Source organism: Catenuloplanes japonicus (genome assembly GCF_000717135.1).
GTDB lineage: Bacteria > Actinomycetota > Actinomycetes > Mycobacteriales > Micromonosporaceae > Catenuloplanes > Catenuloplanes japonicus.
The window spans coordinates 1-23,695 of sequence record NZ_JNXY01000057.1; the positions used below are offsets into that span (position 1 = coordinate 1).

Below are 23,695 nucleotides of genomic sequence, written 5' to 3' on the forward strand. Positions count from 1 at the left end.
GGGCGGCGGCGGGCGGCGGGCGGCGGCGGGCGGCGGCGGGCGGCAATCGGGCCTCGGAGAGCGGCCGATCCGGATGCGGCCGCCCGGCGCCGTCACGCCCGATATTTCGTGTTATTGGTCGCGTGGGGTGTTTCGGCGGGAGCGCTCCGGCTCCATCGAGAAGATCGTTGTTGCGCTCACTGCTCTTTCCGGCGGGCTGAAAGAGCGGTGAGCGCAACAACGATCTTCGCCCGGCCTCGGCGGGCGCACATCCGGCTCGGGTCTGGGGATCTATGCATCCGTCAGGCAGGCCACAGCGGGTCCAAGCGTGAGCCGCGCCGCCGAAAGCGGGCGGGGGCGGGAATCGCGGTCTTGGGCCGGCCCGCGCGAACCGGCTCCGACAGGGGCGGGGAAAGCGGAGCGCCAGCGGAGTCTTTGCCCGCCCCGAGGTTTGCCCGCGGGAGCATGCGGGCCGGACCAGTTGTTCTCAGCGGGGGCACGAGCCACCGCGGAACTCGGCGAAAGGCACCACATGACGGACACGCAGGTTGTGCACCTCGGGCTTGAGGCTATGACCATCGCGGCCAAGCTGTGCGCGCCCGTTCTGCTCACTGCGCTGGCCATCGGCTTCAGCTACGCTCAGCTTCGTGCCCAAGGCCATCGCCTGTGGCGTCGCGCTGCTGGTCAGCGGCAACTGGATGCTCCACGAGATGACCTCGTTCACCCACAACCTCTTCGAGCGGATCCCCAGCACCGCGGATCTCACCGCGCTGCTGCTCGCCATGGTCCGCGCCTCCGCCTGGCTGGCGCTCTGCCCGCCGTTCAACTCCCGGCTCATCCCGGCCAGGATCAAGGCCCTTCTCGCGTTAGCGCTCGCTCTGCCGATGTCGCCCAAGCTCGCCGGTCAGGTACCGGAGCTGGCGACATCGGCATTGCTCATCAGCGTGGTCGAACAGGTCGCGGTCGGCGCCGCGCTCGGCTTCCTCACCGCGATGCTGTTCGCCGCGCTCCAGGCGGCCGGCGACCTGATCGACCTCTTCGGCGGCTTCACGCTCGCGATGGCGTACGACCCGCTCTCCCAGAACCAGAGCTCGATCTTCGGCCGGTTCTACAACCTGCTGGCCGTCACGCTGCTCTTCGCGTCCGAGGGCCACCAGATGGTGCTGCGCGGCTTCATGATGTCGTACACGACGCTGCCGCTGAACGAGACGCTCTCGCTGGAGACGCTGGCCAAGCTGCTCACCGAGGGCGTCGGCGACATGTTCCTCGCCGCGCTGCAGATCGCCGGCCCGCTGATCGCGGTGCTGTTCCTGACGGACGTCGGCTTCGGCCTGCTCAACCGCGTCGCGCCGGCGCTCAACGCGTTCTCGCTCGGCTTCCCCGCCAAGATCTTCCTGGTGCTGATGCTGGGCGGCACCGCGATCGCCGTGCTCCCCCGCGCGCTGGACACCATCATCGAGAAGGCGGTCTCCGCCGTCATCACGCTCTCCGGCGCCTAGGTGGTGAGACGGCGATGAGCGGTGAGAAGACCGAGAAACCCACACCACAGAAACTCAAGAAGGCCCGGGACGAGGGCCAGATCGGCAAGACGCCGGACCTGGGCGCCTGGGCCGGGATCGCGGCCGCCAGCGTGCTGGTGCCGATGACGCTGGAGAAGGCGGTCGTCAAGGCGCGCGAGGTGGTCCTCCAGTGGCCGGACATGATGAAGGACCCGGACGCCGGCGCCGCGCTGAACATGTTCCGGGACGGGCTGATGGGCGCGGCGTACGCGGTGGCGCCGCTGGCGGTCTCGATGATGCTGATCGGCATCGCCGGCTCCGGCGCGCAGGGCGGCATCCACGTCGCCACCAAGCTGCTGATGCCGAAGTTCTCCCGGCTCAACCCGCTGCAGGGCTTCAAGCGGATCGTCGGCATGCAGGCGCTCTGGGAGGGCACGAAGGCGCTGATCAAGACCACTGTGCTCGGCGCCGTGCTCTACATGCAGATCAAGGATCTCGTCCCGTCGCTGATGTCGTCCGGCAACCTGCCGCTCGCGGTGCTGCTCGACATGGTCAAGGACGCGGTCATCTCGCTGATCCGGACGGCCGCGCTGGCCGGCCTGGTGATGGCCGCGGCCGACTACTTCGTGGTCCGGATGCGCACCATGAAGCAGCTGAAGATGTCGAAGCAGGAGATCAAGGACGAGTACAAGAAGACCGAGGGTGACCCGCACGTCAAGGGCCAGATCCGGGCACGGCAGCACGCGATGTCCCGCAACCGGATGATGTCCGACGTGCCGAAGGCGGACGTGGTGCTGGTCAACCCCACGCACGTCGCGGTCGCGATGCGGTACGAGCCGGAGAAGGGCGCGCCGCGGGTGATCGCCAAGGGCCAGGGCAACGTGGCGCAGAAGATCCGCGACCTGGCCACGGAGAACCGCATCCCGATGATCCAGGACGTGCCGCTGGCCCGCGCGCTCTACGGCAGCTGCGAGATCGGCGCGGAGATCCCGGCCGAGTTCTACGGCGCGGTCGCGAAGGTGCTGGCGTTCGTGATGAGCCTGAAGTCGCGCGGTTCCGCCGCCGGCACACACCGCCTGGCCGCATAACGCTCAGATCCGGCCCGTTCCGGCCGATCGGAACGTCGCCAGGACGGCACCTCCACAGGGGCACGGACCCGCCCGGGACATCCCCCATACCCGTGGAAGGTGCCGTGAACTCCAAGCTCGCCGGCCAGCTCGCCGTCCCGATCGGCGTCATCGGCATCATCGTGATGATGGTGGTGCCGCTGCCGACGATGGTCCTGGACCTGCTCATCGCGCTCAACATCACCGCGGCGCTCCTGATCGTCCTGGTCAGCATGTTCGTCCAGAAGCCGCTGGAGTTCTCGATTTTTCCCGCGTTACTTCTGATCGCCACGCTCTTCCGGCTCGCGCTCAACATCAGCGCGACCCGGCTGGTGCTGATGGACGGCTTCGCCGGCAAGGTGATCGAGGCGTTCGGGCACTTCGTGGTCGGCGGCTCGCTCATCGTCGGCCTGGTCATCTTCACGATCCTGGTCATCGTGCAGATGGTCGTGGTCACCAAGGGCGCGGAGCGCGTCGCCGAGGTCGGCGCCCGGTTCACGCTCGACGCCATGCCGGGCAAGCAGATGGCGATCGACGCGGACCTCAACGCCGGGCTGATCGACGAGCCGACCGCGCGCAAGCGGCGCATCGAGGTGTCCTCCGAGGCGGACTTCTACGGCGCCATGGACGGTGCCTCGAAGTTCGTCAAGGGTGACGCGATCGCGGCCATCATCATCACGCTGATCAACCTGGTCGGCGGCTTCGCGGTCGGCATGCTGCAGAAGGGCATGGGCCCGGCCGAGGCGATCGAGACGTACAGCCTGCTGAGCATCGGCGACGGCCTGGTCTCGCAGATCCCGGCGCTGCTGCTGTCGGTGGCGACCGGTCTGATCGTGACCCGGTCCGCCACCGAGGGCGACATGGGCAGCAGCGTCACCAAGCAGCTCAGCCAGCACAAGCTCGCGCTGCAGATCGGCGGCGGCGCCGCGCTGGCGCTCTGCGTCATCCCCGGCCTGCCGAAGCTGCCGTTCCTGCTGGTCGGCGGCCTGGTGCTGTTCGCGTCCACCCGGCTCAAGCCGCCGGCGCCGGAAGCGGTGGAAGGCGAGGCGGCCGAGGGTTCCGCGGCCGCGGCGGTCAATCCGGACACCACCGAGTCGATCATGGGGGAGATGCGGGTCGACCCGCTGGAGCTGGCACTCTCCCCCGACCTGGTGGACCTGGTCGACCCGACCGGCGGCGACCTGCTCGACCGGGTACGCGCGCTGCGCCGCAAGATCGCGCTGGAGCTGGGCGTGGTGATGCCTCCGGTCCGTACCCGCGACGATCTTGAATTGCCGTTGTCCGGTTATGCCATCCGGATCAGCGGCGTGGAGACCGGGCGCGGCCAGGCGCCACCCGGGACCGTGCTCGCGATCGGCGACGGGCTCCAGGCGCTGCCCGGACGCGCCGGCGTGGAACCGGTCTTCGGCCTGGCCGGCAAGTGGGTGCCGGCCGAGCTGCACTACCAGGCGGAACTGGCCGGTGCGACCGTGGTCGACCGCGCCTCCGTGATCATCACCCACCTGGCCGAGGTGGTCCGCACCAACGCGAGCCGGCTGCTCGGCCGCGAGGACGTGCGGTCGCTGGTCGAGACCGTCAAACGTACGCACCCGGTGGTGGTCGAGGAGCTCACGCCCTCGCTGCTCAGCCTCGGCCAGATCCAGCGCGTGCTGCAGTCGCTGCTGGACGAGGGCGTCGCCATCCGCGACCTGGTGCGCATCTTCGAATCACTGTCGCTGCGGGCGAAGATCTCCGCGGACCACGACGGCCTGGTCGAGGCGGCCCGTGCCGCGCTCGGCCCGGCCATCGCGCAGCAGTTCACCACGGACGGGACGCTCACCGTCATCACGCTCGACCCGCAGCTGGAGCACGCGATGCTCGAGTCGCTGCGGCCGAGCGAGAACGGCATGTTCCTGGCGCTGGACGCCACGCTCGCCGAGAACGTGGTCAATCAGATCGGGATGCACAGCGAGATCGCGGAGCAGCAGGGCGCGACGCCGGTCCTGGCCTGCTCTCCGCAACTGCGGCCGCCGCTGCACCGGCTGATGCGGGCCGGCGGGCGCAAGACCGCGGTCATGTCGTACTCCGAGATCGCCGGGACGACCGCGCAGATCGAGACCATGGGGGTGGTGAACGGTGCCTACGCGGGTGCTGCTTGAGGGTCCGGCCATCGAGCCGCTGCTGGAGCAGGTGCGCAGGGAGTACGGCACGTCCGTGCGGATCATCTCCGCGGACAAGGTCCGTACCGGCGGGTTCGGCGGCTTCTTCGCGAAGCAGAAGTACGAGCTGTCGGTCGAGGTCCCGGACGACGTGATGGCCGGGCGGCAGGGGGGCGGCGGGCCGCCGGACCACGGGTTCTCCGGCGGCGGGCAGTCCGGCGGATATCCCGGTGGCGGTCAGGGCGGCGGGTCCCCTTCCGGCGGATATCCCGGCGGTGGCGGATCGCACGGGGGCACCGGCGGGCAACACGGCGGTTTCCAGCACCCGGGCGGGCAGAGTGGCGGATTCCCGCTTCCGGCCGGAGGCGGCGGATTCCCCAGCATCGGCCCCGGCCCCAGCGGTCACGGCTCCGGCACTCACGGCTCCGGCACTCACGGCTCCAGCGGCCACGGCTCCAGCGCTCACGGCCCGCAGAGCAGCGGATTCTCCGTCCGCAACACACCGAGCGGCGGCTTCCCGACCGAGCCCGGCCAGGTCCCCGGCTACCCCGGCCCCGACGGCCCCGGCGGTCAAGGCGGTCAAGGCGGTCAAGGCGGTCAAGGCGGTCAAGGCGGCGGCCGGGAGAAACCCGCCGACACCCTCGCCGCGCTGCTCGAACGCGCCGACCGCGACGGCTTCGGCAAACCGGACCGGGAGCAGCAGACCGCCCAGAACGTCCGCAACGCCTACGCCCAGCCCGAACTCCCCGCCCGCGCCAACCTGGTCTCCACCGCCGGTCCCGCGTTCGCCGAGGTGATGGCCGGGCTGGAGAGCGGCCACCTGACCCGCTCCCCCGCCGAGCAACTCCCGGTGACCGCGGGCGCCCCGGCACCCGCGATCGACGTGCCGCTGAAGCCGGCCGCGCCGACGGTCCGCCCGTACCGTCCACCGGCCGCGACCGCGCCGGACGGCCCGCCACCGCCCGGCTCGCCCATGGTCAGCCCGGCGCTGCTGGAGCAGCTGATCGCGGAAACCAACCCGTTGGCACCCGTCGTTTCCCAGCCGGCACCGGCCGCGCCGCCGATGAGTACACCGACGGCAACGACGACGGTGGTGCCGGAGACACCGGCCGCCCCGGAACGATCGGCCCTCGTGCCGGTGCATCCGGCGCTCCCGGCCGTACCGGAGCAGGCTCTTGAGATGTTGGCAGTTCCGACGGCGAAGCCGGAGGCACCGCCGGAGAAGAGAACGGAGACCGCGCTTGCGACCAGGACGGAGACCGCTCCTGAGACGAGGACGACGCAGAACGGCCCGATCGCCGAGAGGCTGATCGCGCTCGGGATGCCGGAGGCGATGGCGGCACGGGCCACCGGCACGGACGCCTACGGCGGGGTGCTGGAGGCGCTGGCCGACATGCCGGCCCGCCCGCAGCCGCCCGCGCGTGCCGGGGACGTGCTGGTGGTGGCCGGCGAGCTGAGCCACGCGCTGCCGGTCGCGAAGCGGGTGGTCGAGCAGTTGCGGCTGGACGCGTCCCGGCTGTTGCTGGCCGGTCCGTCCGCGTCCGGCACCGGGATCCACCCGTCGCGGAAGATCTCCGGGCCGAGCGCGGCCGAGAAGAAGGCCCGCAAGATCCACCGAGGCGACACACCGTACGTGGTGGTGCTCGACGCCCCGGTCGCGGAACCGAACGAGGAATGGGTACGCGACGTCTGCGACGCCCTCGGCGCGACCGAGGTGTGGGCGGCCGTCGACGCGACCCGCAAGACCGCGGACACCCGCCGCCACCTGCGGAGCATGGGCGATGTGGAGGCGGTGGCGGTCTACGGCGCGGCCGTGACCGAGGACCCGGCCAGCGTGCTGGGACTGGACGTGCCGATCTTCACGGTCGACGGCCAGGAGGCGTCCCCGCACGTGTGGGCCGCGATGTTGTGTGAGCGCATGACCCAGATCGAGAAGAAGTCGACCCGAAAGCGGAGGCGTTAAATGGGGCTGATCCGTCCGTCTGCACTGTGGTTCGCGGCGCTGCTCTCCCTGCCGGCGTTCTTCCAGTCACTCATCCTGCAGACGCTGGACGTCACGGACGCGCTCATCCGGTTCCTGGTGGCCGTGCCGGTCGCGGCGCTGCTGCTGGGCGGCTTCCGCTACGTGACCGCGGACTACGGCCGGCAGAAGAAGGAGACGGGCGTGCAGGAGAGCCCGCTGGTCGAGGGCACGATCTCGGACGCCACCCCGCGCATCGCCTCCTGAACAGCCGTGACCAGCGGAATCGCCCGCCGACGTCATAGGTATGTCTCATTCAATATGTATTTCCGGCCGACCACCCGCCATAGGCTCCCCTGAATCAATGAACCGGTTCGCCCACAAGGCGGACCGGAACGCGTCCGGGGAGGACACATGGCTCGTTGGCGGAAGACGCTAGGCCTGGCGCTCGCGCTGATCACGGCCGCCGCACTGGGCAGCACCGCGGTGCCCGGCATCGCGCAGGCGAAGCCCGACGTCGTGGGCGGCACGCGCGCCGCGCAGGGCGAGTTCCCGTTCATGGTGCGGCTCTCGATGGGCTGCGGCGGCGCGCTCTACACGACTCAGATCGTGCTGACCGCGGCGCACTGCGTGACCCGGACCGGCTCCAACACGAGCATCACCGCGACGCTCGGCGTGGTGGACCTGCAGTCGTCCAGCCGCGTCACCCGCACCTCGACCTACGTCTACCGTTCGCCGAACTTCAACAGCAGCACGTACGCCAACGACTGGGCGCTGATCAAGCTGGCCAGCCCCGTGACCGGCCTGTCGACGCTGCCGATCGCCACCACCACCGCGTACAACTCGGGCACGTTCACCGTGGCCGGCTGGGGCGCCGCGACCGAGGGCGGCGCGCAGCAGCGCTACCTGCTCAAGGCGTCGGTCCCGTTCGTGAGCGACTCCTCGTGCAGCTCGTCCTATCCCGGTGAGATCGTCGCCAGCGCCATGATCTGCGCCGGCTACAACCAGGGCGGCGTCGACACCTGCCAGGGTGACTCCGGCGGCCCGATGTTCCGGGCCACCACCACCGGCGGACCGCTGATCCAGGTCGGCATCGTGAGCTGGGGCTACGGCTGTGCCCGCGCCGGCTACCCGGGCGTCTACACCGAGGTCAGCACGTATGCCTCCGCGATCGCCTCGGCGGCCGCGAGCATCTGACGGCTCCGGAGGGCCGGTCCGCTGGGGCGGGCCGGCCTTTCCGGCTTTCACCCGAAATTTCGGTATTCAGCGGAACACACCCTCCCACTCCGCCCGCCTTTGCTCTGCTTACATTGACAAACCGACACATTTCCATGCGGCGGTATGACCGGGTTTGTTCATGTAAGCAGAGCAAAGGCTGACCGCAAGGCAACACCCAAGAGCCGAAATCAAGATCAGCCGGAGGTACGACCGAGAGCGCGATCAAGCACGGCGGCGCGATCAAGCACGGAAGCGCGATCGGGTGGCGGGCACGGTCGGGACCGGGATCGGGACAACAGCGGTGACTCGCGCGGGCGCTTCGGCGATCAAGCGCGGCAACGCGATCAAGCCCGGCAGCGCGATCAGCCGCGGGCCGGGTCCAGTGCCGCCGCCACCCGGTCGGCCGACGCGCGGGCCCGGCGGGTCGTGGTGGCCAGGCCGACCAGCAGCACGATAAGCCCGGCCGCCGCGACGATGAGGAAGCCGGGCCGGCTGGCGCGGGTGAAGTCCGTGGCCAGCGTACGACCGCTCAGCCCGGTCGCGACCACCGCGCCGATCACCGCCACGCCGAGCGACTGCCCCACCTGCCGGCTGGTGGACGCGACCGACGCGGCCAGCCCGGCCTGTGCACGTGGCATCCCGGAGACCGCCGTGTTCGTGATCGGCGTGTTGAGCATGCCGAACCCGAGCCCGAACAGCGCGTACGGCAGCAGCGTCCACGCCGGCGGCGTATCCACCGTGAACCCGGCCAGGATCGCCCCCGCCGCCGTCATCGCGGCGCCCGCGATGATCAGCGGTAACCGGGTCCCGCGCGCGCCGACCAGCCGGCCGGAGATCGGCGAGAAGATGACCGTCGCGGCCGCGATCGGCAGCATCCACAGCCCCGCGTGCAGCGCGGACAGCCCGCGCGCCTCCTGGAGGTAGAGCGTGCCGAGGAACAGCATGCCGGCCAGCGCCGCGAAGCCGCTGATCGCGATGAGCACCGCGCCGGAGAACGGCGCGCTGCGGAAGAAGCGCAGGTCGATCAGGGGGTCGGTACGGCGGGGCTCGTAGTACAGCAGGCCGGCGAGCGAGGCCGCGGAGGCGGCGAATGCGCCGATGATCCAGGGCGAGACCCAGCCGAGGTTCGGCCCTTCGATGATGCCGAACGTGAGCGTGGCCAGGAATGCCAGCACCAGCAGCTGCCCGGCGGGGTCGGGCCGGCGCGGCCGGTCGGCGCGGGACTCGGGCACGTAGACCGCGGTGAGCACGATCGCGGCGATGCCGACCGGGATGTTGATCCAGAAGATCGCCTGCCAGCCGACCGCGTTGATCAGCACGCCGCCGAGGACCGGGCCGAGCGCCATGCCGAGCCCGCTGACCGCGCCCCAGACGCCGATCGCCTGAGCGCGTTCGCGTGGGTCGGTGAACGTGTTCGTGATGATCGACATGGCGACCGGGTTGAGCATCGAGCCGCCGACCGCCTGCAGCACGCGCGCCGCGATCAGCCATTCCAGCGTGGGCGCGAGGCTGCAGGCCAGGCTGCCGAGCGCGAAGACGACGAGCCCGGTCTGGAACACGCGGCGCCGTCCGATGCGGTCCGCGGTGGAGCCGGCGAGCATCAGGAGGCTGGCCAGCACCAGCGTGTAGGCGTCGACCGTCCACTGCAGACCGGACAGTCCGGCGTCCAGATCCTCGCGGATGGACGGCAGTGCGACCTGGACGATCGTGTTGTCCAGGCCGACGATCAGCAGGCTCATGCAGCAGATGAGCAGGATGAGCAGGCGCCGTCCACGTTCCTTTTCGATAGCGCGCAGCCTACCGCCACCGTGATCAACTGGCACGTGGCGCGCAACACGGCGACCGGCGTGTAAGCGCGGTTACCGAGGGGTAGTCCACGCCCCGGCGACCGGCAGGAGGCCGGCCCCGGGGAGGTGTTCCGTGGACGAGCTAAGACTTGATCTTGGCGTGATCGACTATCTGATTCTCGTGCTGTACTTCGGCACGGTCCTGGGCGTCGGCTTCGCCGCGCGGCGGGCGATCAAGACCAGCGTCGACTTCTTCCTGTCCGGCCGATCGCTGCCGGCCTGGGTGACCGGCCTGGCGTTCGTCTCGGCCAACCTGGGCGCGCTCGAGATCATCGGCATGGCCGCGAACGGCGCGCAGTACGGCATGATGACGCTGCACTATTACCTGATCGGCGCCGTACCCGCGATGGTCTTCCTGGGCATCGTGATGATGCCGTTCTACTACGGTTCCAAGGTGCGCAGCGTCCCGGAGTTCCTGCTCCGCCGCTTCAACCGGCCGACGCATCTGCTCAACGCGCTGAGCTTCGCGCTCGCCCAGGTGCTGATCGCGGGCGTCAACCTGTTCGCGCTGGCGCTGGTGCTGGAGGCGCTGCTGGGCTGGCCGCTGTGGCTGTCCATCGTGGTCGGCGCCGCGATCGTGCTGGCCTACATCACGGTCGGCGGCCTCACCTCGGCGATCTACAACGAGGTGCTGCAGTTCTTCGTGATCCTGGCCGGTCTGATCCCGCTCACCGTGATCGGCCTGGTCAAGGTCGGTGGCGTGAACGGCCTGGCGGACGCGGTCCGCAACAGCACGCTCGGCGAGGCCGGGCTGCACACCTGGGCGAACACCGCAGGCCAGGACAACCCGCTCGGCGCGAACTGGATCGGCATCGTCCTCGGCCTCGGCTTCGTGCTGTCGTTCGGCTACTGGACCACGAACTTCGCCGAGGTGCAGCGGGCGCTGTCCGCGCGCAACACGAGCGCGGCCCGGCGTACCCCGATCATCGCGGCGTTCCCGAAGTTGCTCATCCCGGCCGTCGTGGTGGTGCCCGGCCTGATCGCGCTGGTCACCGTGTCCGGGCTGGGCGCGGAGTCCGGCGCGCTGCAGTACAACAACGCGATCCCGCTGCTCATGCGCGACCTGCTGCCGAACGGCGTGCTCGGCATCGCGGTGACCGGCCTGATCGCGTCGTTCATGGCCGGCATGGCCGCGAACGTCAGCGGCTTCAACACGGTCTTCACCTACGACATCTGGCAGGCGTACATCCGCAAGGACCGGTCCGACGACCACTACCTGCGGGTGGGCCGGATCGCCACGATCTGCGGCGTGCTGATCGGCATCGGCACCGCGTTCATCGCGGCCGACTTCAACAACATCATGAACTACATCCAGACGCTGTTCAGCCTGTTCAACGCGCCGCTGTTCGCCACGTTCATCGTGGGCATGTTCTGGAAGCGGATGACCGCGCAGGCCGGCTTCTGGTCGCTGCTGCTGGGCACGCTCGCGTCGTTCTCGGTCTACCTGCTCTACAAGGCCGGCACGCTCGGGTTCGGCTCCGACCTGGAGGAGAGCTTCTGGGGCGCCGGCATCGCGTTCGTGACCGTGGTCGTGGTGGCGCTGATCATCACGCCGCTGACCACGCCGAAGTCGCACGACGAGCTGCGCGGCCTGGTCTACGGCCTGCAGACCACCGGCGGCCCCGGCGACGCGATCGCCGGCGACGCCGTCTGGTACCGCTCGCCACTGCTGCTCGGCGGCATCGCGCTGGCCCTGTCCGTGCTGCTCTACATCCCGATCTGGTGACGGAGGACCCCCGATGACCGACAACGACGAACTGACCCGCAAACGCGCCTCGGCCGCCCGCACCTTCGACGTCCGCCGCGTGATCGGCGGCCTGTTCACCGCCTACGGCGTGATCATCACCCTGGTCGGCATCTTCGACGGTGCCGACGAGATCGCCAAGGCCGAGGGCGTCCGGATCAACCTGTGGATGGGCCTGGCCATGCTCGCCCTCGGCCTGTTCTTCCTGACCTGGCAGTGGCTGCGCCCCGCGGAGACCCCCGAGGCCCCGGAGCAATAAGACAGACACCCATCAGGGGGTACGGCGTGAGCCGTGCCCCCTGCGGTTTCCCTGGGATCGCCGTGCAACCGGCCGATAACCGGATTACAGCGGACCGCCTACCCCCGGTCCGTGGAGGGAGATCGGCATGGGTTCCATCAGCAGTGTCAGCGGGGGCGCGAACACCGCGTACGCGAACAGCGGCCGCGTCGAGCGCCGTGACCCGATGGCCAACGTCGCCAAGACGCTGGGCCTGGACAACAACACGCTCCGGGAGAAGATGAAGGAGGGCAGCTCGCTCGCGGACATCGCGGAGACGCAGGGGGTCGCGCACGACGACCTGATCGCCTCGATCAAGCAGGGCATGCCGGTCGACAAGGCGAATTCGCCGCAGGCCGCGGAGCTGGCGGAGTCGCTGGCGAACGCCACCAACGCGGGCGCGCTGATCGGTGGCGCGGCCGGACCGGGCGGGCCCGGCGGCGGACCGGGCGGTGCGGGCGCGGGCGGGGCCGGTGGCGGGCCGGGTGGCGGCGCCGGCGGGCAGCTGGGCGGGCCGGGGCTGGGCGGGCCACCGCGCGCGACCACGGAATCGGAGTCGCTGAGCCGGATCAGCAACCTGCTGGAGATGTCCACCGAGGAGGTCAGCAATCAGGTGCACAGCGCCTCGGACCTGCTCAACCTGGCCAGTTCCAAGGGTGTCACCACGGAGCAGCTGACGTCCGTCCTGCAGCGCAGCGGCAGCCTGGTCGACGTCCGGGTGTAGGCGCATCACGCAGGCCCGGGGCCACCGCGGTGGCCCCGGGCCTTGCCGTATGCACGGCGTACCCCCTCGGGATCTTGATCTGGGAAACGACCGTGCCGCCGGCCCCGAGGCGGGGACCGGCGGCACGTGGACGTGCGGGGCGGGCAGGGGCTCAGAAGCCGGAGAGCGAGAGCGAGAACGTGCCGGTGCCGTAGCGCGCGATCTCGACCGAGAGGTCGATGCGGCGGCCGAGCGCGAGCAGCTGGGACTGTGCGTCGTTGGGCACGGACTCGCCGGGAAAGACGACGCGGTCCAGCTTGATGTGCGGCCCGCCCTCCTTGTTGAGGAGACCGGTCAGGATGTTGCAGAGCTCGCCCACGTTCTCCGCGAGGTTCGGGTAGAGCTCCTTGTCGTCGATGGCGTCCTCCGCACCGCCGACGGGCAGCAGGCCGAGCGCGGCGCCGGCGAACGCGGCCAGCTTCAGGTCCATGCCGAGGACCGCGGCCACCTTGTTGGAGGAGTCGACGTAGATCGCCACCGTGGCGGTGGGCAGATCCTTCTGCGTCAGCGGATTGCCGGTATTGACGGTGACGTCGCGGCCCAGGGTGTCCCCGAGCACGTTGCGTACCGCGAGAGAGGCGGGAACTGTGAGAGTGTCAGACATGGCTATATCATCCCAAAATTGGACTAAAGACCTCATCAAAACGTTCGGCTGTGAACGGCTTGATGATGAAGAACAGGGCACCGGCCGCCTCGGCCTGCTGCATCATCTCGGGCGTGCACTCCGAGGTGACGAAGCCGAACTTCACGTCGTTTCCGTTGGCGCGCAGCTGTCGCAGGCACTCGACGCCGGTCATCTCCGGCATGTTCCAGTCCGAGATGACCAGGTCCGGCTTCTCCGACTGCACCATGTCGAACGCCTGCTTGCCGTCCTGCGCCTCGACCAGGTCGTGGCCGTCGAATCCGGCCTGACGCAAGGTACGGGTGACGATCTGGCGCATCACCCGGCTGTCGTCCGCGATCAGGATCTTCATGCCGCCTCACCCGCCGCCCCGCTGCTCTGCCACATGGTGATCACGAACGGGTCTTCCTTCCAGAGGCCGGCCAGCTGGCACACCGGCTCCGCGGACGGGTAGTGCGGCGCCTCGCCGGTGACCACGGTCGGCAGCGAGACGAAACAGCCCGGCGGGAGCATGCTCTTCACGTTGCCGCCCACGATGTTGGCCAGCTCGCCGAGGACGTCCATCATGTCCTCCTCGCCGACCTCGTCGGCCTCCATCGCGAGGAACGCGGCCGAGCAGTTCTTCGCGGCCGGCTCGTTGCAGGCGACCACGACGTGGCCGTGCCACGTGCCGGTGATCGAGACGGACGCGTGCATGTCGGTCTTCAGCGCCGCCACGTCCTCCTCGGAGAAGATCGGCAGGAGCGGCTCGATGCCGTCCGGATCGAGGTACGACGACCACACCTGTTCGACGATCTCGTGCAGGTCTTCGACCCGAAGTGCCGCTACATCACTCATGAACTCGCTCCCTGAGGGACGAGGCCCAGCAGGGCCAGCTTCTCGATCATCGCGCCCGCAGTGAACGGCTTGATCACGTACTCGTGGGCGCCGGCTGCGAGCGCCCGTACGATCTGGCTCTGTTCGCTCTCGGTGGTGACCATCACGAGCGTCATCTCGCGGTACTTCGGTTCCTTGCGGACCGCGGTGACGAACTCGAGGCCGTTCATGTTGGGCATGTTCCAGTCAATGAGCGCCAGTTCCGGCGGCTTTTCCATGCTGTTGAGCAGGTCGATGGCGGCCTGCCCGTCTTCTGCTTCCACCGCGTCGAAGCCGATCTGCCCGACGATGCGGCGCAGGATCAGGCGCATCGCCCGGGAGTCGTCGATCAAGATCGCCTGCACGTGGCTCACCCCTTCCGTGCGGTGCCGGCCGGCACCGCAGACTTGAGTCGGTACGCCGACGTGCGCCCGGCTACGACCCGCTCATAGTTGTCATCGATGCCAATGGTTGTCTCGGCCGCTCCCAGGAAGAGCCAGCCGTCGGGCCGCAGCATCCGCCCGATGTTGCGCAGCACGGTGCGCTTGGTGTCCACGTCGAAGTAGATGAGCACGTTCCGCAGGAAGACGACGTCGAACGGTGGCATCGGCGGCAGCGGCGCGGTCAGGTTCAGCCGGGTGAAGGAGACGTTGCGCCGCAACGAGGGCGCGATCCGCCAGTGCGCACCCGCGCGCTCGAAGTAGTGCACGAGCTGAGCGGCCGGCAGTCCCCGGTTGATCTCCACCTGGCTGAACTCGCCGGCCTCGGCCCGTTTGATCATCTCGGTGGAGATGTCGCTGCCGACGATCTCGTAGTTCCAGCCGGCCGGCAGCGCCTGCTGCAGCGTGATCGCCAGGCTGTACGGCTCCTGCCCACTGGAGCACGCCGCCGACCAGAACCGCAGCTTGCGACTGGTCGCACGGGCACCGATCAGCTCCGGCAGGAGTTGCTCGGTCAGGGCGGTGAACGGTTCACGGTCCCGGAACCAGGACGTCTCGTTCGTCGTCAGCGCATCCACGATCATCCGCTGATGCGTGGGGTCCGGCCGGCGCTGGATGTTCGCCAGGAACTCGGTCACGCTGGCCGCGCCGACCTGGCGTGCCACCGGGATCAGCCGCGCCTCGACCAGGTACTCCTTGCCGGGCGCCAGCACGATCGACGCCTCGCGCCGGACGAGCCCCGCAACGAACGAGAAGTCTTGTTGAGACAGTGTCATCGAGTCACCACCTTCGGCCGGGCCGTGCGGCCGGCGTTCACACGAGAGGTCAGGTACGGGCCGATCTGGTCCAGCGGCAGCACGGTGTGGGCGAGATTCGCGGTGACCACCGCGCCGGGCATTCCCCACACCACCGAGGTCGCCTCGTCCTGCGCGACGATCTCGGCGCCGGCCGCCCGAAGTTCCTGGCAGCCGTTACGGCCGTCCTGACCCATCCCGGTCAGGATCACGGCGAGCGTGGAACCGCCGTAGGCGCGGCCGACCGCGCGGAACATCACGTCCACCGCGGGCCGGCAGGAGTTCTCCGGCGGCGCCGTGGACAGCTGGGTGAGCACTCCGGTCCCTCGCTTGACCAGGACGAGGTGGCGGTCACCGGGGGCGATATACATGACGCCCGGCTTGAGCGTCATGTTCTCCGTCGCCTCGACGACCTGGATCGCGTTGGTGCGGTCGAGGCGTTCGGCGAACATCTTGGTGAAGACCGGCGGCATGTGCTGGGTGACCACCACCGGCACCGGCAGATCGCCCGGGAACGACTGGACCACCCGGGCCAGCGCGTCCGGCCCGCCGGTCGAGCAGCCCACCGCGATCAGGTCGATGCGGCCGCTGGGTGCGCCCGCGCCGCCGCTGGGCGCCGGGCCACCGGCGAGCGGGGGCAGGCCGGGACGGCCGACCATCGGGCCGGCGCCGGGACGCACCGGCGCCATCGGCGCCATCGGGCGGGCCGGTGGACGGCCGGCCATCGGGGGCCCGCCGCGACGGCCCGCCAGCGCGTGGATCTTCGGGACCAGCTGGTCGCGCACGGCCTGGATGGAGGCCTGGACGCTGCCCACGTTCGCCGGCTTGGTGACGTAGTCCGTGGCGCCCGCGGCCAGCGCGTCCAGCGTCGCGCTGGCGCCCGCGGCGCTCAGCGTGCTGAACATGATCACCGGGATCTTCGGGTGCCGTTTGCGCAGCTCCCGTACCGCCTCGATGCCGTTCATCTCCGGCATCTCGATGTCCATCGTGATGACGTCCGGCTTGAGCTGGTCGACCTTCGCCTGGGCCAGACGTCCGTTGGAGGCGGTGCCGACGACCTTGATGTCCGGCATGCCGTCGAGCGCGTCCACGATCAGGCGGCGGACGACCACGGAGTCGTCTACCACCATCACTGCGATCGTCACTTCGTCGCCTCCCTGCGCCACGTCCGGCGGTCCGGCGCGCCATGCGCACCCCGCCCGCAACCTTGAATCGACCCCACAGCCACCGAAATAAGGCTTTCTCTCATCGGGGATATAACGGTCAGGACAGCCATGCCGGTCCCAAAGCGGCGACGACCGGGCTCAGCAGCCGGTGCGCGGTGCCGGTGTCCAGCAGATCGCGGACCACCAGCGCCTGCACGGCGCCGCTGAGCATGTTCCAGACGCCACCCGCGCGCGCGGACATCGGCACCGCGGACGTGTCGATCGCCTGCACCAGCAGCAGCTGGGCGGCCGCGGCCGTGCGGATCCGGTCCGACAGGTAGGCGGCCCAGGACGCCGAGTGCACGGCCGGCGACCAGCCGCCGGAGTTCACCCGCGCGTCCTCACCGGACCGGGTCAGCCGTTCCACGTCCGCCGCGGTCAGCGAGCGCAGGCGTTCCAGCAGCGAGGAGACCACGTAGTGGTGCGGGCCCAGGTCCACCGGCGGGCCGCCGGGCAGCTTGCGCACCGCGGAGACCCAGCCCGCGCCGAGGCGGCGCCGCACGTTCTCGTCCAGCACCTCGCGCAGATAGGTCGCGACCACGGCGTCACAGAGCAACGCGGTGGCCTTCTCCGCGACGTCCTCCTGACGCGCGCCCCGGCCCTTGCCGGTCCACGTCCAGGACATCACGTCGTACCGCACGCAGGTGAGCAGCGAGTCGACGCTGCCGATCGGCGCCCGCTCGACCATGGTGAGCGCGGCCATGGAGTCCTCCATGTCCGACAGCCCGCGCAGCGTCGGCACCTGGCGGGCCGCGCTCTCCACCTCGAGCCACAGCGGCGCGCGGATCTCCTCGTCGGGCAGCGCGCCGGCCAGCACCGGCAGGTCGTCCCGGCTCAGCCGCAGCGACCTCAGCAGCACGTCGGCGGTCGCGGCGCCGCCGGCCAACCGGGTCAGGTCGAACCCCAGCACGGGCGCACTGACAAGGCTATACACGAGAGTTCAGCACCCCGCCCTAAGCAGCGGACCCCCGTACCGCACGTCTGCCGGGCAATCGGCGGCGCGTCGGCACAGGGGTCCGGAGATGATCACAAGCCCTAGCTCACGGCCGGGGTGCGGTAGGTGTCCACGGCCTGGGCGACGTTCAACGCCAGCATCAGGCGGCCTTCCAGCTTGAACGTGCCGACCACCAGCTCACGGGTCGGACCGTTCAGCGTGTCCGGCGGCGGCTCGAACGTGGCCTCGTCCAGGTCGACGACCTCGCCGATCTTGTCGACCAGCAGGCTGACCGGCTCCTCGTCGCCGCGCAGGATCACGTTCATCACCGGGCCGTCCAGCGACTGCCGGGGCAGCCCCAGCTGGACGCGCAGGTCCACCGCCGCGATCACCTGACCGCGGAGGTTGAACAGGCCACCGACCGCGGACGGCGCCAGCGGCACCATCGTGTACTCGTTGTACGAGAGCACCTCCTGCACGGTGTGCACCTCGACCCCGAAGAGCTGTCCGGCCACCTCGAACGTGGCGAATTGTCGCGTCGCCATCTCAGGCCTCCACCAGCATCTCGTCCTCTTGCAGGTCGGTGTAGAAGTTCGGGTCGGCCGCGACGATCGCGCGGCGGACGTCGAGCAACTCCGTGACCCGCTGCTGGATGACCGCGGTGCCGACCAGGCCGTCGTCGTCGACGTTCCGGCGGGCCGTCATCGCGTCCTCCACGATGTCCACGATCTTGTCGACGACCAGCGCGACACTGCGCTCGCCCTCGCTGTAGACCACCACGGAGACCGTCTCGCCGGTCTCCTCCGGCATGGCCCCGAGCAGGTACGACAGCCGGACCAGCGGCAGGATCTGGCCGCGGTACTGCACGACCTCCCGGCTGCCGGCGTGCTCGATCTTGGCGATCGGGAACTCCTCCAGGCGGGTGACCGTGTCCAGCGGGATCGCCACCCGGCGCTCGCCGACCGCGGTGACCAGCAGCCGCTCCGCGTTGTCCGAAGGCCCGCGGCTGTCCCGCGCGCTGATGCTGGAGTCGCGCTCGGAGCTGGTGGCCAGGTTCGACCGGCGGGCCAGCGACGCGACGTCCAGGATCAGTCCGACCTTGCCGTGGCCGAGGATGGTGGCGCCGGCGTACAGGCCGACGTCCTTGAACCTGGAGTTGAGCGCCTTGACCACGACCTCCTCGGTGTTGAGGACGCGGTCCACCACCAGGCCGAAGCTGCGGCCGTCCGCCTGCAGCACCACGATGTAGACGCCCTGGTCGCCGCCGACCGGCAGGCCGAGCGTGCGGTCCAGGCGGACCAGCGGGAGCAGCCGGCCGCGGAGCCGGTAGACCGGGGCGCCGGACGCGTACTCGATCTTCGTCGAGTTGCCGTCGATGAAGACCAGCTCCAGCACCGAGGCCTGCGGCACCACGTACCGCTGGTCGGCGCAGTCGATGGTCAGCGCCTGGATGATCGCCAGCGTCAGCGGGATGGTCAGGCGCCAGGTGGTGCCCTTGCCCGGCACCGAGTCCACGCCGACCGCGCCGCCGACGCGCTCGATGTTCGTCTTCACCACGTCCATGCCGACGCCGCGGCCGGACACGTTGGTGACCTTCGCGGCCGTGGAGAAACCGGGCTGGAAGACCATCGACATGATCTCGCGCCGGTCCATGGTCGCGATCTGCTCCGGCTTGGCCAGGCCGTTCTCGACCGCCTTCTTCGCGATGCGCTCCACGTTCAGGCCGGCGCCGTCGTCGGCGACCTCGACCGTCACGTGACCGCCCTCGTGGAACGCGCGGAGCGTGAGCGTGCCCTCCGGGCCCTTGCCCGAGGCGATACGCGTGGAGACGTCCTCGATGCCGTGGTCGACCGCGTTGCGGACCAGGTGGGTGAGCGGGTCCTTGACCGCCTCCAGCAGCGTCCGGTCGAGCTCGGTCTCCTTGCCCTCCATGACCAGGTTGATCTGCTTGTCGAGCGCCTTGGAGAGGTCCCGGACGACTCGCGGCAGCTTCGACCAGATGTGGTCGATCGGCTGCATACGGGTCTTCATGATGCCCTCTTGCAGCTCACTGGTGATCAGGTTGAGCCGCTGGGCACTGCGGACCATCGCCTGGTCGCCCATCTCGGCGACGCCGCGGACCAGCTGGTTGCGGGCGAGCACCAGCTCACCCACCAGGTTCATCAGCCCGTCCAGCAGGTCGACGTCGACGCGGATCGCGCTGTCCGCCACGCTGCGCTTCGGCGCCTGGGACTGCACCGCGTCGCTGACCGCGGCCGGGGCCGTCTTGCCCTCGTCGAGCAGGATCGTGCCGAGCTTTCGCTCGTCGCCCTCGATCTGCTGCTGCAGCGCGGACGCCACGTCGGACTTGCTGGCCGCGCCGGACTCGACCAGCTGCTCGCCGATCGGCTTGCGCTGCTCGTCGATCGGCTCCGGCGGCGGGCGCTCCCCGTTGTCGTCGTCCTCGAACGCGGTCGGCACGCCGACCGGCGTCTTGGCCGGCTTGTCCTCGGTCGCCGGGGCCTCGGCGGCCTCCGCGGCGGGTGCGGCCTCGGCGGCGGGAGCGGCGGCCGGCGGCGTGGAGCCCGGGTCGGTCATCTGCCGGTTGACGGTGGCGATGATGCCGTCGACGTCGACGTCACCCTCGGCGCCGCTCTCCTCGATCGTGGCCAGCAGCGCCCGGACGCCGTCCAGCATCGCCAGCAGCGCGGTGATGGTCTCCGCGGTGACCGGCTGGACGCCGTCGCGCAGACGCGACAGGAGTGACTCACCCGCGTGGGTCAGGGTCTCCAGACGGGAGAACGCCAGGAACCCGCTGGTGCCCTTGATTGTGTGGATCGTCCGAAAGATGCGTGAGATCAGGTCACGCGATCCGGGGTCCTGCTCGAGTGACACCAGATCCCGGTCCAGTTGGTCCAGGTTCTCGTGACTCTCCATCAGGAACTCGCCGACGATCTCGCCAAGCTCTTCCACAGGCTTCCCTCCTGCTCCGGTGCAGGAGCCCTATCGACCGAAAAAGGACGTACTTGAGGAATCAGGCATCGGGGTTGGCCTTCCGATACCGGTAGCCAAAACCCCGCACCGATTCGATGGGCGACTCTTCGGGGTCGGACCAGCCGAGTTTGCGCCGCAACCGCAGCACCGCGAACTTGACCCGCTCCTGACCGATGCCGGTCGGGTCGTCCCACGCCTGCGTCAGCAGCTGGTTCGGGCTGAGCACGGCGCCGGCGTGCCGGACGAGCGCGTTCAGCAGACGGAACTCGGTGGGCGTGAGGCGGACCTCCTCGCCCTTGACGTAGACGCGCCGGCGGGTCGGGTCCAGGTGCACGACGCCGTCGTCGTAGACCTGGCTCGCCCAGCTGTTCTGCCCGTTCGACGAACGGCGCAGCAGCGCCTCCACCCTGGCCAGCAGCTCCGCGTTCGCGAACGGCTTGGTGAGGTAGTCGTCGGCACCGCCACGCAGGCCGCGCACCTTCTCGGCCTCCTGGCCGTGCGCGGTCAGCACCAGCACGGGCACGTCCGAGACGTCCCGCAGCCGTTCGAGCACCTGCCAGCCGTCCATCTCCGGCAGTCCCACGTCGAGGACGACCAGATCGGGCTTCTCCGTGTAGGCCTCGCGAAGTCCGCTGCGGCCGTCGGCGGCGTGTGAGATGTCGTACCCGGCGCGTCCGAAGAGCATCCGCAGTGCCAGCGCGATGTCCGGATCGTCCTCGACGACCAGAAGCTTGCTCATCGGATCGCCCCCGCCCGGACACACATGGGTCCCTGCATTAACCCACCCCCTAAAGCACGCCCGGGTCCGCCCATATGGCATGAATCGGTTACGATGCCTATAAGGTGATATTAGGAGCTAACAGCCGAACAGTCAGAGTTTATCGTGGGAAGTCACTGCTTGCTCCCGCATCCGAAATAGGACCGCTCTTGAAGACAGCGCCGGAGCCCGAGTCACGGGACGCATTCAAGGCCCAATTCCTCGCCGTCGTCTCGCACGAGTTGCGCACGCCGCTGACCTCCATCGCCGCGTTCACGGAGATGCTCTCCGGGGAGGATCTCCCCGAGGGCGAGCGCCCCACCGCGCTCTCCGTGGTGCAGCGCAACACCGAGCGCATGCTGGTCCTGGTCGAGGACCTGATGCTGCTCGCCCGCCTGGAGTCCGGCGACCTGCCGGTCGAGTCCGAGCCGGTCGACCTGACCCCGATCGTCACCGGCGCCGGCCAGGAGGTCGAGCGCGTGGTGCCGACCGCCGCGGTCCGCACCGTGATCGACACCGGCCCGCCGGTTCCCGGCGACGCCGGTCTGCTGCGCCAGCTCTTCTACGCGGTCACCGGCGCCATGACCGAGCGCGCGCTCGACGGCTCCACCGAGATCAAGGGCGCCAGCTTCGGCAACCACTGGACCGTCACGGTCCGCAGCGCCCAGGCCGAGACCCTCACCGACGAATACTTCCTGGCCACCTCGCTGCCGGTCCCGGGCGGCGCCCGCACCCGCAGCCTCGCCCTCTGGATGCTGCTGGCCCGCGCGATCGCCCACCGCCACGGCGGCGCCATCGCCATCACCTACGACCCCCGGACCGGCGCCGCCATCACCGTCCGCCTGCCGTCCCCCTGACCAGGGCGAGACCACAGCCCGCTATTTCCCGAAATTTCGGGCACGGAGTGCCCGTTTGATCGCCTCCGGCCCGGCTCTGACACCGGACCCCCGCAAAACCAAGATCAAGATCCAGGTCATTTTCCCGCTTCGCGGTGGTTGCGGTCCGCACGCTCCCGCGGGCACCGGTCGTCGCTGGCGCTCCTCCCTTCCACTCCCGCGCCACACCGGCTCACCCCAAAACCCACCCGCACGCACAGCACCGGAGCAGCCCTCCCCCTGACCGGGGCGCTTCTCACGTCGCCGGCACAGCACGGCCGGCGCCCCGATCACGGGCAGCGCACTCCGCACGGCACGGAACGCGCCCCGCGCACACCAGCACGGCGGGAGCCACGCGCTCCTTCCGGCCGCCGGAACGGCACGGGGAACACCCCGATCACGGGAAGGACGCGGCGCGCCCACACAACGCGAGCCAGACGCTCCCGGTCGCCGGAACAGCATGAGCGCCCGATCACCGGAAGGACACTCCACGCGGCACGCGACGCGCCTCACGCAACGCGAGCACGGCGGGAGCCGCGCGCTCTTTCCGGTGTCCCGCGGCACCGGCTCCGACGCCGGGAGGCAAGCGGAGCGCCAGCGAAGTCTTGGCGGACGGCGAGGTTTGCCCGCGGGAGCAACGCTGCCGGACCCCGCCGGAAGCGGGAAATGACCTGGATTTTGATCTTGGATGCGTGGGGTCCGGTGTCGGAGCCGGGGTCTGGGGTCGCCCCCGGCGAGCTCAGGCGCCCGCGGGAGCAACGCTGCCGGACCCGCGCCAGAAGCGAGAAACGGCCTGGATCTTGCCCTTGGGGGCGTTACAGCGCTGGTGAAGGTGCGGGGATGCCGTGGACCACGCACTGGTTGCGGCCGGCGTCCTTCGCGGCCTCCAGGGCCTCGCCGGCGCGTGCGATGAGCGCCTGGCCGTCCTCGGAACCGTTCCAGAGCGCGAGGCCGGCGGAGAACGTCTGGGCGGACGGGGTGGCCTGCTGAAGGCGGGTGATGATGCGTTCCGCGGCGGGGAGCTGCACGCGGCTGAGGATCACGCCGAACTGGCCGTCGCCGTAGCGGACGAGCAGGTCGTGCGGGCGCACATGGGCACGCCACGCCTCGCCCGCGTCGTGCAGCAGTTGATCGCCGGCCGGACGCCCGTGCTGCTCGTTGTAGGCCGCGAAGTGGTCCAGGTCGAGCAGGACGATCACCAGCGGGTACCGGCCGCGGTAGGCGGCGGTGACCCGTCGTTCCAGCTCCTCCTCCCACGCGCTGCTGTCAATGGCACCGGTCGGCGCGTCCATAAGAGCCAAACCTCCTGTCGACGGCGGCGGACCATCGGGTCCTGCCCCCTCCTACCCCCGGTATCGGCGCGCGGGCGCGGTTCCTGAGCGGTCGGGTTGCGAAGCGGTGGCCGATGTCGGCACCCGGCCGGGACCCGAGCGCTCACCGCATAGCACCCGGTCGATCTATCAGGGTGTGCGGGTAGCGGCCGAACTTGATTGGCGTACGACACAGCAACGCCGACCGAGAGGCCCACATCTTGCGTAACCTGGTTCGTTCCGCCGCCCTGACCGTCGTCGCCGCCGCTGTCGTGATCGGTGGCACCGCCACCGCCGCGTCCGCCGCCGTGACCCCGGCCACGACGCTGGAGACCCAGGTCGTCGCACAGACCAACATCGAGCGGGTCAAGAACGGCTGCAAGGCCCTCATCGTGTCGC

General features: G+C 69.9%; 23 protein-coding genes. 11 read left to right on the forward strand and 12 right to left on the reverse strand.

Annotated elements, in window-relative coordinates:
• The 7 genes from OP04_RS56300 to OP04_RS47245 all read left to right on the forward strand — a co-directional run.
• On the forward strand, positions 1 to 211 hold a 211-nt coding region (locus OP04_RS56300; protein WP_232324015.1), incomplete at its 5' end, for a hypothetical protein.
• Positions 212 to 626: 415 nt separating this feature from the next.
• Positions 627 to 1,478 carry a flagellar biosynthetic protein FliR gene (fliR, locus tag OP04_RS47215; RefSeq protein WP_157241328.1) on the forward strand — a complete coding sequence of 284 codons (852 nt, stop codon included), beginning with the start codon at positions 627 to 629 and terminating at the stop codon, positions 1,476 to 1,478.
• A gap of 14 nt (positions 1,479 to 1,492) precedes the next feature.
• Positions 1,493 to 2,566, forward strand: coding sequence for a flagellar biosynthesis protein FlhB (gene flhB / locus OP04_RS47220; protein ID WP_033346634.1), 1,074 nt, complete (start codon positions 1,493 to 1,495; stop codon positions 2,564 to 2,566).
• A 104-nt stretch (positions 2,567 to 2,670) separates the two neighbouring features.
• Positions 2,671 to 4,722 carry a flagellar biosynthesis protein FlhA gene (gene flhA / locus OP04_RS47225; RefSeq protein ID WP_033346635.1) on the forward strand — a complete coding sequence of 684 codons (2,052 nt, stop codon included), beginning with the start codon at positions 2,671 to 2,673 and terminating at the stop codon, positions 4,720 to 4,722.
• The gene (locus OP04_RS50985; protein WP_157241330.1) at positions 4,700 to 6,685 is read left to right on the forward strand and encodes a hypothetical protein; all 1,986 of its coding nucleotides are present in this window, start codon (positions 4,700 to 4,702) and stop codon (positions 6,683 to 6,685) included. The genes flhA and OP04_RS50985 overlap by 23 nt, the downstream gene beginning before the upstream one ends.
• Positions 6,686 to 6,949, forward strand: a complete 264-nt coding sequence (locus OP04_RS47240) for a hypothetical protein (RefSeq protein WP_232324016.1) — start codon at positions 6,686 to 6,688, stop codon at positions 6,947 to 6,949.
• Between the two features lie 147 nt (positions 6,950 to 7,096).
• On the forward strand, positions 7,097 to 7,879 hold the full coding sequence (locus tag OP04_RS47245) for a S1 family peptidase (protein ID WP_033346636.1): 783 nt from the start codon (positions 7,097 to 7,099) through the stop codon (positions 7,877 to 7,879).
• 383 nt (positions 7,880 to 8,262) lie between these two features.
• On the opposite strand, the gene OP04_RS47250 is transcribed toward OP04_RS47245, so the two are convergent.
• A complete protein-coding gene (locus OP04_RS47250) occupies positions 8,263 to 9,723 on the reverse strand; it encodes an MFS transporter (protein WP_269746755.1) in 1,461 nt (486 codons plus the stop codon).
• 97 nt (positions 9,724 to 9,820) lie between these two features.
• On the opposite strand from OP04_RS47250, the gene OP04_RS47255 reads away from it, so the two are divergent.
• From OP04_RS47255 to OP04_RS47265, 3 genes are all read left to right on the forward strand, one after another.
• Positions 9,821 to 11,473 (forward strand): sodium:solute symporter family protein, encoded by a 1,653-nt coding sequence (locus OP04_RS47255; RefSeq protein WP_033346637.1) that lies wholly within the window; start codon positions 9,821 to 9,823, stop codon positions 11,471 to 11,473.
• 13 nt (positions 11,474 to 11,486) lie between these two features.
• Positions 11,487 to 11,750 carry a hypothetical protein gene (locus OP04_RS47260; RefSeq protein ID WP_033346638.1) on the forward strand — a complete coding sequence of 88 codons (264 nt, stop codon included), beginning with the start codon at positions 11,487 to 11,489 and terminating at the stop codon, positions 11,748 to 11,750.
• Between the two features lie 127 nt (positions 11,751 to 11,877).
• Entirely contained in the window at positions 11,878 to 12,492 is a 615-nt protein-coding gene (locus OP04_RS47265; RefSeq protein WP_033346639.1) for a hypothetical protein, read from the forward strand.
• Positions 12,493 to 12,643: 151 nt separating this feature from the next.
• Here OP04_RS47265 and OP04_RS47270 read toward each other — a convergent pair whose 3' ends face one another.
• The 10 genes from OP04_RS47270 to OP04_RS47315 all read right to left on the reverse strand — a co-directional run bounded on the left by OP04_RS47270 (position 12,644) and on the right by OP04_RS47315 (position 21,093).
• Positions 12,644 to 13,135: a hypothetical protein gene (locus OP04_RS47270; RefSeq protein ID WP_033346640.1), complete on the reverse strand. Its 492-nt coding sequence runs from the start codon at positions 13,133 to 13,135 to the stop codon at positions 12,644 to 12,646.
• 7 nt (positions 13,136 to 13,142) lie between these two features.
• Entirely contained in the window at positions 13,143 to 13,505 is a 363-nt protein-coding gene (locus tag OP04_RS47275) for a response regulator (RefSeq protein ID WP_033346641.1), read from the reverse strand.
• Positions 13,502 to 13,990, reverse strand: coding sequence for a chemotaxis protein CheX (locus OP04_RS47280; RefSeq protein WP_033346642.1), 489 nt, complete (start codon positions 13,988 to 13,990; stop codon positions 13,502 to 13,504). The genes OP04_RS47275 and OP04_RS47280 overlap by 4 nt, the downstream gene beginning before the upstream one ends.
• The gene (locus OP04_RS47285) at positions 13,987 to 14,373 is read right to left on the reverse strand and encodes a response regulator (RefSeq protein ID WP_033346655.1); all 387 of its coding nucleotides are present in this window, start codon (positions 14,371 to 14,373) and stop codon (positions 13,987 to 13,989) included. Before OP04_RS47285 ends, OP04_RS47280 begins: the two co-directional genes overlap by 4 nt.
• Before the next feature lie 5 nt (positions 14,374 to 14,378).
• Complete coding sequence (locus tag OP04_RS47290) at positions 14,379 to 15,224, reverse strand: CheR family methyltransferase (protein WP_033346643.1); 846 nt, start codon at positions 15,222 to 15,224, stop codon at positions 14,379 to 14,381.
• Positions 15,221 to 16,387, reverse strand: a complete 1,167-nt coding sequence (locus OP04_RS47295) for a protein-glutamate methylesterase/protein-glutamine glutaminase (protein ID WP_232324017.1) — start codon at positions 16,385 to 16,387, stop codon at positions 15,221 to 15,223. The genes OP04_RS47290 and OP04_RS47295 overlap by 4 nt, the downstream gene beginning before the upstream one ends.
• 118 nt (positions 16,388 to 16,505) lie before the next feature.
• Positions 16,506 to 17,357, reverse strand: coding sequence for a hypothetical protein (locus tag OP04_RS47300; protein ID WP_232324018.1), 852 nt, complete (start codon positions 17,355 to 17,357; stop codon positions 16,506 to 16,508).
• A gap of 125 nt (positions 17,358 to 17,482) precedes the next feature.
• A complete protein-coding gene (locus OP04_RS47305) occupies positions 17,483 to 17,926 on the reverse strand; it encodes a chemotaxis protein CheW (protein ID WP_033346646.1) in 444 nt (147 codons plus the stop codon).
• Between the two features lies 1 nt (position 17,927).
• A complete protein-coding gene (locus tag OP04_RS47310) occupies positions 17,928 to 20,333 on the reverse strand; it encodes a chemotaxis protein CheW (protein WP_033346647.1) in 2,406 nt (801 codons plus the stop codon).
• Between the two features lie 61 nt (positions 20,334 to 20,394).
• Positions 20,395 to 21,093: a response regulator transcription factor gene (locus OP04_RS47315; protein ID WP_033346648.1), complete on the reverse strand. Its 699-nt coding sequence runs from the start codon at positions 21,091 to 21,093 to the stop codon at positions 20,395 to 20,397.
• A gap of 188 nt (positions 21,094 to 21,281) precedes the next feature.
• Here OP04_RS47315 and OP04_RS47320 point away from each other — a divergent pair, with 188 nt between their 5' ends.
• Entirely contained in the window at positions 21,282 to 21,968 is a 687-nt protein-coding gene (locus tag OP04_RS47320; RefSeq protein WP_033346649.1) for a sensor histidine kinase, read from the forward strand.
• Between the two features lie 833 nt (positions 21,969 to 22,801).
• On the opposite strand, the gene OP04_RS47325 is transcribed toward OP04_RS47320, so the two are convergent.
• Positions 22,802 to 23,278: a GGDEF domain-containing protein gene (locus OP04_RS47325; RefSeq protein WP_051800173.1), complete on the reverse strand. Its 477-nt coding sequence runs from the start codon at positions 23,276 to 23,278 to the stop codon at positions 22,802 to 22,804.
• Positions 23,279 to 23,695 lie beyond the last annotated feature (417 nt).